Genomic DNA, 12,132 nt, shown 5'->3' on the forward strand with positions numbered 1-12,132 from the left:
CGTGACGGGCGTCGTTAATGCGAATGAGTTTCAATAAAGGAGTTGACGTGTCAGCCCATTGCCAAGTGACCGGCAAGGTTCCCGGGTTCGGGAAGCAGGTGTCGCACTCGCATCGCCGTACCTCGCGCCAGTGGCGCCCCAACCTGTTCCGAAAGACCTACTGGGTGCCGTCCCTGCGGCGGCGCGTGACGCTTCGGGTCAGTGCGACCGGGATCAAGGTCATCGACCGCGACGGGATAGACGCCGTGGTCGCCCGGATCGCGAAGGAGGGGCGTCTCTGATGGCGAAGAGTACCGACCTGCGGCCGATCGTGAAGCTCCGGTCCACGGCCCGAACCGGATACACCTACGTCACCAGGAAGAACCGCCGGAACAATCCAGACCGGTTGGTCCTGCGGAAATACGACCCGATCGTGCGCCGCCACGTCGAGTTCAAGGAGGAGCGCTGATGGCCAAGAAGTCGAAGATCGTCAAGAACGTGCGTCGTGCGGAGATCGTGGCGCGGTACGCGGAACGCCGGGCGGAGCTGAAGGCGATCATCGCCGCACCCACGTCGACGCCTGCGGATCGCCGAGCTGCCCAGGTGGAACTGGCGCGGCAACCCCGCGATGCGAGCGCGACTCGGGTCCGGAATCGCGATGCGGTCGACGGCCGCCCGCGCGGCCACCTGCGCAAGGTCGGCTTGTCCCGCGTGCGGTTCCGCGAGATGGCGCACCGCGGCGAACTCCCGGGCATCACGAAAGCGAGCTGGTGATGAGGAATCGACACCTGAAGCGCAAGGCCGACCCGAACCTGACGTTCGACTACAAGGACACCGAGATGCTGCGGCGGTTTCTCACGGATCGGGGCCGGATCCGCAAACGCGAGGTGACGGGCCTTACGCCCCAACAGCAGCGGCAGCTCGCGACCGCGGTCCGCAATGCCCGCGAGATGGCCTTGCTTCGGTGATCGAGTGGCGCCTACACGGTCTGGTGCACGAGGAGGGGGAGTACGGCGCTCGCACCCGCTTCGCGGAGCTTCGCCGCAGCCACGGTGACCACCCAGCCGCTCGACGACTCGTCGACGACCAGAGCGACAACTGATCCGTCGGATGCCGGGGCGGGACCCAGGTGGTCGCGCCAGTAGGCGGCTTCAACCGCGCTGGTAGCTTCGCGGGCGGGTCGCGGGCCGCCGACGACAGGAAAGGCCTCGCCGGGACGGCGTCCCACAGTCCGCAACCGCTCGGCGAGATCGGCGGCCAGATCGCCGCCGTGTGCGTCGAGGGAGAGGATCGCCTCGGGTCGCATGCCACCGCGTCGGCCCCAGTCGCCGAGCACGGCCACCGCCGATTCGGCGAGCTTCTCGCGTGCGGAGGAGTCACCGGACTTCGCGGCGCCGAGGACCTCGCCCCACTGCGGAGCGTCGGCGAATGCGAGGACACGTCCGGGCTCGGCCATCTGGGCCGGACCGATTCGGCCACGTGATCCGAAGTCGCCGCCGGGCCACATCTTTCGCGGTGCCAGAATCTGCGCATCGCGACGCAGGACAGCGGACAGTGTGGCGACGGTGTCGTCGTTCGGGCGGTCGTTCAGTCCTGGCGTCAACTCGCCGCGGCACACCGAGCAGCGGCCGCAGTCCTGCGCGTCCGGGTCGTCGAGGGACGCGGTCAGGAGCCGCATGAGACAGCTCTCGCCGCGCACGTAGGAGTGCATGATGTCGGCCTCGCGCCTGCGGACCGCCAGGACCCCGTCGTAGTGCTCTGCGTCGTAGGTCCACGGTTTGCCGGTGGCCGACCAGCCTTCCGTGGTGCGCTCCACGACGTCGTCGACGGCCAGCTGCTTGAGCATCAGCTCGATGCGGCCGCGTCGCATACCGGTCGCCGATTCGAGGTTGGGCACGCTCAACGGACCGCTTGCGTCGCCTAATGCTTCGAGCAGCCGTTCCATCCGCTTCGGGTCGGGAATGGTGGCGGTGGCGAAGTGCTCCCAGATGGCGTCGTCGAGTTTCGACGTCAGCAGCACCACGACGGCCTCGTCCAGGGCGCGGCCGGCACGGCCGACCTGCTGGTAGTACGAGACCGGTGACGGGGGAGCGCCGACGTGCACCACGAAGCCGAGGTCGGGTTTGTCGAAGCCCATGCCGAGTGCGGATGTGGCGACGAGGGCTTTCACCCGGTTGTCGAGCAGTGCGTCCTCAAGGCCATGACGATCGTCCGCCGGCAGCTGGCCGGTGTACGCGGCGACCGGGTAGTCGTCGCCGTGGATTGCACGGATGGCGGTTACCAGCCGGTCCGCATCGGCGACGGTCAGTACGTACACGATTCCCGAACCCGGGAGGAACGGCAGTTCGTCGGCCACCCAGCCGTAGCGCTGGATCGGCGACAGTCCGTCGACAACATTGAGGTGCAGCGACTTCCGCCCCAGCGGCCCACGCAGGACCAGCGTTCCCGGTCCGGTGCCGCCCGGCCTGTTTCCGGTACCGAGTTGCGTGGCGATGTCGTCGGTGACGCGCTGGTTGGCGGTCGCCGTGGTCGCCAGCACCGACGTCTGGGGGTTCAGTCGTTGCAGGACGTCCGACACGCGACGGTAGTCCGGCCGAAAATCGTGTCCCCAGTCGGAGATGGCATGAGCTTCGTCGATCACGACCAGGCCGAGTCGGCCGGCGAGTGCGTCGAGGACGCGCGCACCGAACCCGGGATTCGCCAGCCGCTCAGGCGACACGAGGAGCACATCCAGATCGCCTGACAGGAGCGAACTCTCGATTGCGGACCAGTCCTCGATGTTGCCCGAGTTGACCGTCGCCGCACTCAGTCCGGCCCGCTGCGCTGCCGCCACCTGATCGCGCATCAGCGAGAGCAACGGCGAGACGATCAGCGTCGGACCGCCGCCCGCGGAGCGCAGAACTGCGGTGGCGGCCCAGTACACAGCGGACTTGCCCCACCCGGTCGCCTGAACGACGAGCGCACGCGAGCCGGGCGTCGCCAGGGTGGCGACAGCGGTCTCCTGGTCGTCCCGCAGGCGTGCGTTCGGCCCGGCGAGTGCGGTGATTACGCGATCCGCTACCTCGTGCTGCTCGGCCGTCAGAACCGTGGATGCTGTCATGCCACCACGGTATCGGCGTCTGCCGACAGCACCGAACCTCTCTCCACAGACCGGTCTTGCCCTTGAGTGCACTCGAGGCCATACGTTGGGTGCATGCCGACCGATGAGGCCTTATCCATCGCCGAGGTGTCCGCCCGTACCGGACTCACCCGCGACACCCTGCGCTGGTACGAGTCCGAAGGCCTGATCCCGGCGGTACCCAGAACCTCGGCAGGCGTCCGGCGGTACGACGTCGCGTCGGTCCGGATGATCGAGTTGCTCGTGCGGCTTCGTCGGACCGGTATGTCGGTGGCCCACATGCGCGACTTCGTGACGATGGTCGGCCAGGGGGCGCGTACTCACGGCAGGCGGATGCGGCTGCTGCAGGACCACCGCGAAGAGATCGAGGCCAGGATCCGCGAACTCGTCGATGACCTCGGGGCCGTCGACGACAAGATCGGCCACTACCACCGACTCATCGAGGCGGGTCTCGACTGCGCGGAGCGCGAACTCACCGACCCCGATGTGATCGCCCAACAGCACCGCACACGCACAACCGACTGATAGGAAGCAACGTCATGCAGACGATCACCCTCGGTGACGGACTCGAGACCTCCGAACTCGGGTTCGGAGCCATGGCCGTCACCCATGTCTACGGCGGAACCGATGACGACTCGGCTCTGTCCGTGCTGAACGCCGCGATCGACGCAGGGATCACCTTCATCGACACGGCCGACGTCTACGGAGCCCCGACGCCTGGAACCGACGGTCCGGCGGGGACCAATGAGCAACTCGTCGCACGGCTCCTCGCGGATCGGCGCGAGGACGTGACCATCGCGACCAAGTTCGGGATCACCGGCCGTATCGGCCCCGACGGCGACGTGGGCGTCAAACGCACTCGTGGAGACGCCGAATATGTGCGGCATGCGTGTGACGCATCGTTGCGACGGCTGGGCACCGAGGTCATCGATCTGTGGTACCTGCACCGCCGCGACCCTGATGTTCCCGTTGACGAGACGGTCGAGTCCATGGCCGAGATGGTTACGGCAGGGAAGGTGCGGCACCTCGGGTTGTCGGAGGTGACTGCGACGGAACTGCGTGCCGCGCATGCGGTGCACCCGATCGCCGCCGTGCAGAGTGAGTGGAGCCTGTGGTCGCGGGACGTCGAGAACCAGGTCGTCCCGGCCTGCGCCGAACTCGGTGTCGGGTTCGTCCCCTACTCGCCACTCGGTCGTGGGTTTCTGACCGGAACACTGACGCGCGATCAGGTGTCCGCCGACGTTCGCGGGCAGACGGCGCGGATCGGCGAGCAGTGGGATGCGAACCAGCGGGCACTGGAGGTCGTGTCGGGCGTAGCTCGGCGAATCGGCGCAACCAACGCTCAGACCGCGCTCGCCTGGCTGTACGCATCGGGCCGCCGCTCCGGTGTGCCGGTGGTTCCCATTCCCGGAACGCGTTCCGCAGCAAGGCTGTCGGAGAATGCCGCCGCAGTGGACGTGACTCTGGACGACGATGCGTTGGCGACTCTCGACTCGGTCGTCGAGACGGTGACGGGTGGGCGCAACATCGTCGACGATCCGACGTGGATCTCGTCGGGTCGGGAGTAATCACAAGCACACCCCGATGGCGCGCGCGGCGGTCCCATACAAGATCGTTACGCGTTTCGCTCGTGGATTCGCGATCAGCGGTATCGGTCGTTGCGCTCACAGTAAGCGTGACAGCGATCGCCCCGATCACCGGTCCGGGCTCAGAAGCCGCGCCGCTCACAGGAAGCTGTCAGTCCGGTGACAGGGATGCGGGAGGTAGGGCGGCGATTCTCGTCACCATGACGACGAAACTGGATCCCGGTCCTGACCTCGACACCGACACCCGGCTGGCGGCCGAGCCGCCACCTCCGTCGCCACTTCTCGACATCGTGGTGCCGGTCTACAACGAGGAGGAATCGCTGGCGACGGCCGTTCAACGGCTGCGCGAGTACCTGGACGCGAACATGCCGTACTCGGCACGGATCACGGTGGCCGATAACGCGAGCACCGACGGGACGCTCGCGGTAGCGAGGGAACTCTCCACGCGGTTCGACGGCGTCGAGGTGGTCCACCTCGCGCGGAAGGGGCGGGGCGGAGCACTCAATCAGGTGTGGCGCGCCAGCGACGCGCAGATCGTCGCCTACTGCGACGTCGACCTGTCCACTGACCTGAATGCCCTGATGCCGTTGATCGCTCCCCTGGTATCGGGCCATTCGGACGTCGCGATCGGCACGCGCCTCGCACGGTCGTCGCGGGTAGTTCGCGGCCCGCGCCGCGAGGTGATCTCCCGCTGCTACAACCTGATACTTCGGACCACGATGCACGCCCGCTTCTCGGACGCACAGTGTGGATTCAAGGCGATGCGAGCCGACGTCGCCCACCGCCTCCTCCCGTACGTGCAGGACACCGGCTGGTTCTTCGACACCGAGGTCCTCGTGCTCGCCGAGCGTATCGGTCTGCGCATCGCCGAGGTGCCGGTCGACTGGGTCGACGATCCCGACAGCTCCGTGGACGTGGTGGCGACCGCCGTCGCCGATCTGTGCGGCTGTGCGCGCGTAGCTTGGGCGCTGAGTCGCGGACGCTTGCCGGTGAGCGAACTGCGTCAGACGCTCGGTCGTGACCACCGGCCGGGGCCGGACGTCGCGGGTGTGCCGCACGGCATGGTGGGTCAGCTCGCGCGCTTCTGCGCGGTCGGCGTCACCTCGACCGTGGCCTACGCGGTGCTCTACCTGATCCTCCACAACTGGTGCGGTGCGCAAGTGGCGAACTTCCTCGCGCTGGGCACCACAGCAGTCCTCAACACCGCTGCCAACCGCCGATTCACCTTCGGCGTCCGCGGAGGTGAACGACGGATGCGCGATCACCTCGTCGGCCTCGCAGTCTTCGCGTTCGGCTGGGCGGTGACAGCAGGATCGTTGCTCGTGCTGCATGCGATCGCATTCGACCCGGGCCGCGTCGTCGAACTCACCGCCCTGGTGATCGCGAACCTCGTGGCAACCGCCACCAGGTTCATCGGGCTGCGCAGGCTCTTCGTCTCGCGCGCACCCCGTCAGCACACCGCCGAGCAGGCCGTCATCGACCGGGACAACGTCGAGAAGCACAACGTCGGGAAGAACGACCGCACCGAAGGGGCCGCCGCATGACCGCCGCGAGCGCACTGAACACCCCCGACCATCACGACACTGCTGCGGCCAGATCGACTGCGCAGAAGTGCACGGTCTCGGACGCGGCAGGCCCCGCACCGCGGACGCGGGCCGTCTCGCTGGCCGCGCTGCTGGTGGGAACCACGGTCCTGTACCTATGGAACCTGTCGGCGAACGGATGGGCCAATTCCTTCTACACGGCGGCGATCCAGGCCGGCTCTCAGTCGTGGAAGGCATGGTTCTTCGGTTCGTCCGACATGGCCAACTCCATCACCGTCGACAAACCCCCTGCGTCCCTGTGGATCCCAGGACTCGCGGTCCGGGTGTTCGGCCTCAGCTCATGGTCGGTCCTGGTGCCCGAGGTGCTGATGGGCGTCGCATCGGTGGCGTTGCTGTACGTCATCACGCGACGGGTGTTCGGGCACTGGGCGGGCATAGGCGCAGGAGTGGTCCTCGCGCTGACCCCGGTCGCCGCGCTGATGTTCCGGTTCGACAACCCGGAAGCCCTGCTCATCCTGTTGATGATCGCGGCGATCGGCGCGCTGTTGAAGGCGATCGAGACGGGCCGAATGCGTTGGATGATCCTGGCGGGCACCGCCATCGGGTTCGGCTTTCTTGCCAAGCAGCTCGAGGTGATGCTCATCGTGCCCGCGATGGTGCTCCTGTACTTCGCGGCGGCCCCCGGAACGTGGCTGCGCCGGTGCGGACATCTGTTCGTCGCGCTCGCATCCCTGATCGTCAGTGCGGGCTGGTGGGTGGTGGCGGTGGAACTGTGGCCGGTATCGAGCCGCCCGTACATCGGTGGCTCGCAGCACAACTCGATCCTCGAACTGACCTTTGGCTACAACGGGTTCGGTCGGCTCAACGGAAACGAGGAGGGCAGCGTCGGCGGCGGGAGTAGTTCGCACGGTGGCACCTCCATGATGAACGAGATGGCCGGCGGCCCAGGTGGAACGGGCGGTCCGGGCGGCGGCATGGGCTGGGGTCAGAGCGGTCCGCTGCGTATGTTCGACGCCGAGCAGGGCGGCCAGATCGCCTGGCTCATCCCGGCGGCGCTGATCATGCTCGTCGCAGCGCTCGTGCTGATCGGCAGGGCACCGCGCACCGACCGCCGTCGCGCGTACCTGCTGGCATTCGCCGGCTGGCTGCTCACGATGGGGCTGGTGTTCAGCTTCATGGCCGGAATCTTCCACAGCTACTACACGGCCGCGCTCGCACCCGGCATCGCGGCGACCCTGTCCGGGTCGGTCGCCGTGACCTGGCCGCACCGCCGCAAGCTCTGGGTCCGCCTCGCCTTCGCCGTTTCAGTGTGGTTCAGCGTCGGGTGGGCATTCGCACTGCTGGCACGCTCGTCGGAATTCGTTCCGTGGCTCCGGTGGGTGGTCGTGGTCGTCGGCGCCATCGCAGGGGTGCTGATGCTCATCGCACCCGCGGGCGGCAAGCCATGGCACGCACGGGTCGCGGCGGTCGCTGCTGCGGCGGCGATCGTGGCCGGGCTCGCCGGCCCGGTGGCCTACACCCTCGACACGGTCGGCACCGCCAAGGAGGGGTCGATCATCAGCGCCGGACCCGAGGTCGCGGGAGCCATAGGCGGACCTGGCGGCCGTCACGGCGGTCCAGGGGGCGGACGTTTCGGTCCGCCGTCGATGCCGGGCCAGGGTGGAGCGAGTCAGGGCGGCACCGTAGGCGGGCCCGGTGGTGGCCCAGGCGGCATGGGCGGACTGCTCAACGGATCGAAGTCCAGCGAGGAGATGACCGCGACGCTGCGCGCCGACGCCGATCGATACACGTGGGTGGCGGCAGCCGTCGGTGCCATGGAGGCGTCGGGTTATCAGATCGCGGCCGATCACTCGGTGATGCCGATCGGCGGGTTCAACGGGACCGACCCGTCGCCGACCCTCGAGGAGTTCAAGGCGTACGTGGCCGCGGGGCGGATCCACTACTTCATCGGTGGCAACCGAGACGGCGGTGATGGGAGAAGCGGCTTCGGCCCCGGCGGGTCGAGCGGCACCTCGGCGCAGATCAAGGAATGGGTGACGGCGAACTTCCCTTCGACCACCGTGGATGGGACGACGCTGTACGACCTCACGGCGAAGTAGCCGAACGGACCGGAACGACCGAACGCCTGCCTGCGTCACACGACGAGGGCAGGCGTTCGGGTTTACGGTGGTCCGATGCCAGTGCGGACGCAGGTGCAGCGGATGGTCGGCCGTGACCCGGTCGAAGGCGATCGGGCGGGGAGCGGCCTGGAGGTCTTCTACGACCTGATCTTCGTCGTGCTCTTCTCGGTGGCTGGCGTTCAACTGTCCGATTACCTCGGCGATGGCAAGGTCTTCGCGGGAGTCGTCGGCTACGTCCTCGTGACGTTCGCGGCGATCTGGGCGTGGATCAACTTCGCCTGGTTCGCGTCGGCGTTCGACACCGACGATCCGTGGTTCCGGCTCTCGGTCCTCGTGCAGATGGTCGGCGTCGCCGTCATGGCGGTCGGCATCCCGCCGGTCTTCGCCTCGATCGACGCCGAAGCCCACGTCGACCTGAAGGTGATCGCCTTCGGGTACATGGTGATGCGGTTGGGTCTGGTGCCGCAGTGGCTGCGCGCGGCCCGCCAGTCGAAGGAGTGCCGGTCGACGGCCCTGACTTACGCGGCCGCCTGCGCGATCGCCCAGTTGGGCTGGATCGTGGTGGCTCTGGCGCCCATGGGGCTTCGCCTGACGCTCGCTGCGATCGCCGTCTGCGTTCTCGTCGAGTTTCTCGGTCCGTTCATCGCGGAGAACTTCGTGCGCCCGACACCGTGGAATCCGTTCCACATCACCGAGCGCTACTCGACGCTGATCGTGATCACGCTCGGTGAGGGTGTCGTCGGAACGGTCGCCGTCCTGCAAGCGCAGATCGCACGCACCGGATGGAGCGTGCAGACCGCGGTACTCGGCGTGACCGCTCTCGGCCTGACCTTCGCGATGTGGTGGTTGTACACGGTGATGCCGAATGGCCGGCACCTCGCCGAGCGTCGGAGTCGGTGCTTCGTGTGGGGGTACGCGAGCATCCCCGTGTTCATGAGCTGCGCCGCAGTAGGAGCCGGCATGCACCTGATCGCGATGTGGGTCGAAGGCCAGACCCACGACTCGCAGATGATGGTGCTGCTCGCGCTGGCGATACCGTTGGCGATCTTCACGTCGGGCGCGGTGGCCCTGCACTTCTACCTCGCCGGACCATCCCGGTTGCAGGTGGCGCTGCTGCTCGCCGGCCTGGTGCCGATCGCAGTCGCCGTGGCCGTCATGGCTGCGGGGAGCCCCCTGCTGGTCGCCGTGGTCGTCGCCGCTCTGGCTCCGGTGCTGCCCACGATGATCATCGAGTTCAATGGGCGCCTCGCCGTCGCCGAGGGCTGAATGCTCGCCGCCGGACCGCAGCCGATGCTATGACCCGCGGCCCGCGGTGTCTACGCTGTAATCCGTGCGCGCACTGGTGATCGGCTCGGGCGGCCGCGAACACGCCCTCCTCCTCGGACTCGACCGCGACCCGTCGGTGACGGACCTGCACGCGGCCCCCGGCAACGCCGGGACGGCGGCGATCGCGACCAACCATGCGGTCGACGCGAACTCCGGCGGCGCAGTGGTCGCCCTCGCCCGCGAGATCGGTGCCGACCTCGTCGTGATCGGCCCGGAGGTCCCGCTCGTGAACGGCGTCGCCGACGCGCTGCGCGAAGCGGGCATCGCGGTATTCGGACCGAATGCGGCGGCCGCCCGGATCGAGGGTTCCAAAGCCTTCGCCAAGGATGTGATGGCGGCGGCCGGAGTGCGCACCGCCCGCGCCGAGAGCGTCACCGACACCTCCGGCGTGGACGCGGCACTCGACCGGTTCGGCCCCACCTGGGTGGTCAAGGACGACGGACTGGCGGCGGGTAAGGGCGTGGTGGTCACCACGGATCGTGCGCAGGCCCGCGCTCACGCGGTGGACGTGGTCGACAACGGTCATCCGGTCCTTTTGGAGAGCTTCCTCGACGGCCCCGAGGTGTCCCTGTTCTGCCTCGTCGACGGTGACACCGTTGTCCCGCTGCTCCCGGCACAGGACCATAAGCGGGTCGGCGACGGCGACGAGGGCCCCAACACCGGCGGCATGGGTGCATACACACCGCTGCCATGGCTGCCGGACGGCATGGTGGGCCGCATCGTCGACGAGGTGGTACGCCCCGTCGCCGCCGAACTCGTCCACCGTGGCGCCCCGTTCTCGGGGCTGCTGTACGCGGGACTGGCAATCGGTGCAGACGGTCCGGCCGTCGTCGAGTTCAACTGCCGCTTCGGCGACCCCGAGACGCAGGCCGTCCTGGACCTGCTGGAGTCCCCGCTCGGCGAGACGCTCGCCGCCGTCGCGAACGGCACGCTCGGCGAACTGCCGGAGCTGCGCTGGTTCGACGGCAGTGCCGTCGTGGTGGTGCTGGCCGCCGAGAACTACCCGGGAACCCCGCGCAAGGGCGATCCGATCGACGGTGCGGGCACCGAGGGCGTGCTGCATGCCGGAACGGCGCTCGACGATGCGGGAACGGTTGTCTCGTCGGGAGGCCGCGTGCTGTCCGTCGTCGGTCGCGGTGCCGGTCTCACCGAAGCGCGCGCTCAGGCGTACGAACGTCTCACGCAGGTCGGCCTGGCAGGTTCGCACTTTCGCACCGACATCGGCAAGGCGGCCGAGGACGGGGCCATCACGCTCTGATCAGCGTGCAGCGAGGGCCCGGCCGAGGAAGGCGACCTGATCGGGGAGCACGGATCGCCAGAAGCGGTTCGTGTGTCCGCCGGGGGAGGTGGCGAACGCGGCAGGCGGATGCAGGTCGGATGCCCACTGGCGGGTGTACGTGTAGAACTGGTCGGATGTCCCGATACTGATCATCAGCGGAATCTTCGAGAAGACGTGCTGTTGACCGAACATCGAGTTGGCCTGGTAGTCGGCGAACGAGTCGAAGGCCCGCGGCGGGAACATGGTCGGATCGGCCCACATCGCGGGCGAACTCACGGCGATAGCCGCGACCCGCTGCGCACCGAGGATCGCACCGATGCGCAAGGCGCCGTAGCCGCCCATCGACCAGCCGAACAGGCCGATCCGGTCGGTGCGGAGATCGAGTTCGGGGCTGCGGTCGAGGAGCGGGATGAACTCATCGATGATCATCGCGGCGCCGTCGGCGCCATCGTTCCGCAGGTGGAAGTAATTACGGTCGACGTCGACGCAGGCCACCGCGAACGGCGGGTTACCGGCGTCGACGTGCTGCTGCACCACGCCCTGAATGTTGAGGGCCTTGGCGAAGATCGTGCGCTCATCCGTGTTGAGCGCATGCGCGACGATCACCACGGGCAGTTCGCCGGTCACACCGCGAGGGCGGGAGACGGCCCAGCGGGTGGGACGTCCGGCCATCTTCGCCGACACGAACGAACCGGTCACGACGGGCGGGTCGTCGGCGATCTCGGGCGGCGTCGTCTCGATGGGGAGTTCGTCGTCCGGGCCGATGTGCGCGGCACCCTGCGGGGTGACGGGATCGTTGGTCGCGCAACCGGCCAATCCCAGAACGGCCAAACCAGCGCCGCCGGTGAGCAGTCCCCTCCGGGAGAGCGCACGACGGGTCACGGCGCCGGACAGCACGGAACCAGTGGATTGCATCGTGTGGGGCGCCGCGTCGGGCTGAGGAGAACGATCGCGGGTCATCGCCGTCTCACGATACCGGCTGACCGGGGTGCTACCGGCATGTCGCGGCCGCGGGAGTGCCGAATCTCTCAGCTTCGACCCGCAGGTCGGTGACCTCTGAGGTGCACCGATACGTAGGAGGCAGAAGTGGTCAGCCGGTCGGGCGTGAGTCCGCGCATACGCAGCGCTGGTCGATCGAGATCTCAGCCATGACCTCGTCGACGTGCGCGCCGCACCCGTC

Annotated in this window: 12 protein-coding genes; 10 read left to right on the forward strand and 2 right to left on the reverse strand. The window is 68.1% G+C overall.

Going from position 1 to position 12,132, the window contains the following annotated elements:
* Positions 1–47: 47 nt before the first annotated feature.
* The 4 genes from rpmB to rpsR are packed head-to-tail and all read left to right on the forward strand — an operon-like array spanning position 48 to position 947.
* A complete protein-coding gene (gene rpmB, locus FO044_RS01925; protein ID WP_132992991.1) occupies positions 48–281 on the forward strand; it encodes a 50S ribosomal protein L28 in 234 nt (77 codons plus the stop codon).
* Complete coding sequence (gene rpmG, locus FO044_RS01930; RefSeq protein ID WP_207924506.1) at positions 278–448, forward strand: 50S ribosomal protein L33; 171 nt, start codon at positions 278–280, stop codon at positions 446–448. Before rpmB ends, rpmG begins: the two co-directional genes overlap by 4 nt.
* On the forward strand, positions 448–753 hold the full coding sequence (rpsN, locus tag FO044_RS01935; RefSeq protein ID WP_132992993.1) for a 30S ribosomal protein S14: 306 nt from the start codon (positions 448–450) through the stop codon (positions 751–753). The genes rpmG and rpsN overlap by 1 nt, the downstream gene beginning before the upstream one ends.
* Positions 753–947 carry a 30S ribosomal protein S18 gene (gene rpsR / locus FO044_RS01940; protein WP_132992994.1) on the forward strand — a complete coding sequence of 65 codons (195 nt, stop codon included), beginning with the start codon at positions 753–755 and terminating at the stop codon, positions 945–947. The genes rpsN and rpsR overlap by 1 nt, the downstream gene beginning before the upstream one ends.
* Positions 948–958: 11 nt before the next feature.
* On the opposite strand, the gene FO044_RS01945 is transcribed toward rpsR, so the two are convergent.
* Positions 959–3,079: a RecQ family ATP-dependent DNA helicase gene (locus tag FO044_RS01945; protein WP_132992995.1), complete on the reverse strand. Its 2,121-nt coding sequence runs from the start codon at positions 3,077–3,079 to the stop codon at positions 959–961.
* A 93-nt stretch (positions 3,080–3,172) separates the two neighbouring features.
* Here FO044_RS01945 and FO044_RS01950 point away from each other — a divergent pair, with 93 nt between their 5' ends.
* From FO044_RS01950 to purD, 6 genes are all read left to right on the forward strand, one after another.
* Entirely contained in the window at positions 3,173–3,622 is a 450-nt protein-coding gene (locus FO044_RS01950; protein WP_132992996.1) for a MerR family transcriptional regulator, read from the forward strand.
* Positions 3,623–3,636: 14 nt separating this feature from the next.
* Complete coding sequence (locus FO044_RS01955) at positions 3,637–4,665, forward strand: aldo/keto reductase (protein ID WP_132992997.1); 1,029 nt, start codon at positions 3,637–3,639, stop codon at positions 4,663–4,665.
* Positions 4,666–4,883: 218 nt separating this feature from the next.
* Positions 4,884–6,227 carry a bifunctional glycosyltransferase family 2/GtrA family protein gene (locus tag FO044_RS01960; RefSeq protein WP_132992998.1) on the forward strand — a complete coding sequence of 448 codons (1,344 nt, stop codon included), beginning with the start codon at positions 4,884–4,886 and terminating at the stop codon, positions 6,225–6,227.
* Positions 6,224–8,326 (forward strand): ArnT family glycosyltransferase, encoded by a 2,103-nt coding sequence (locus tag FO044_RS01965; protein ID WP_132992999.1) that lies wholly within the window; start codon positions 6,224–6,226, stop codon positions 8,324–8,326. Before FO044_RS01960 ends, FO044_RS01965 begins: the two co-directional genes overlap by 4 nt.
* A gap of 75 nt (positions 8,327–8,401) precedes the next feature.
* Entirely contained in the window at positions 8,402–9,613 is a 1,212-nt protein-coding gene (locus FO044_RS01970; protein WP_235831405.1) for a low temperature requirement protein A, read from the forward strand.
* 64 nt (positions 9,614–9,677) lie between these two features.
* Positions 9,678–10,931 (forward strand): phosphoribosylamine--glycine ligase, encoded by a 1,254-nt coding sequence (gene purD / locus FO044_RS01975; RefSeq protein WP_132993000.1) that lies wholly within the window; start codon positions 9,678–9,680, stop codon positions 10,929–10,931.
* On the opposite strand, the gene FO044_RS01980 is transcribed toward purD, so the two are convergent.
* Positions 10,932–11,867: an alpha/beta hydrolase-fold protein gene (locus FO044_RS01980; protein WP_132993001.1), complete on the reverse strand. Its 936-nt coding sequence runs from the start codon at positions 11,865–11,867 to the stop codon at positions 10,932–10,934.
* Between the last annotated feature and the right edge of the window lie 265 nt (positions 11,868–12,132).

The sequence above is a fragment of the Gordonia zhaorongruii genome (assembly GCF_007559005.1).
In the GTDB taxonomy this organism is placed as follows: Bacteria; Actinomycetota; Actinomycetes; order Mycobacteriales; family Mycobacteriaceae; genus Gordonia; species Gordonia zhaorongruii.

What these genes read in the sequence shown, in the direction of transcription:
- FO044_RS01960 (WP_132992998.1), top strand. Translation starts at nt 4,884, where the DNA reads ATGACGACGAAACTGGATCCCGGTCCTGACCTCGACACCGACACCCGG.
- FO044_RS01945 (WP_132992995.1), bottom strand. Translation starts at nt 3,079, where the DNA reads ATGACAGCATCCACGGTTCTGACGGCCGAGCAGCACGAGGTAGCGGAT.
- FO044_RS01970 (WP_235831405.1), top strand. Translation starts at nt 8,402, where the DNA reads ATGCCAGTGCGGACGCAGGTGCAGCGGATGGTCGGCCGTGACCCGGTC.
- FO044_RS01965 (WP_132992999.1), top strand. Translation starts at nt 6,224, where the DNA reads ATGACCGCCGCGAGCGCACTGAACACCCCCGACCATCACGACACTGCT.
- FO044_RS01955 (WP_132992997.1), top strand. Translation starts at nt 3,637, where the DNA reads ATGCAGACGATCACCCTCGGTGACGGACTCGAGACCTCCGAACTCGGG.
- rpsN (WP_132992993.1), top strand. Translation starts at nt 448, where the DNA reads ATGGCCAAGAAGTCGAAGATCGTCAAGAACGTGCGTCGTGCGGAGATC.
- FO044_RS01980 (WP_132993001.1), bottom strand. Translation starts at nt 11,867, where the DNA reads ATGCAATCCACTGGTTCCGTGCTGTCCGGCGCCGTGACCCGTCGTGCG.
- FO044_RS01950 (WP_132992996.1), top strand. Translation starts at nt 3,173, where the DNA reads ATGCCGACCGATGAGGCCTTATCCATCGCCGAGGTGTCCGCCCGTACC.
- rpsR (WP_132992994.1), top strand. Translation starts at nt 753, where the DNA reads ATGAGGAATCGACACCTGAAGCGCAAGGCCGACCCGAACCTGACGTTC.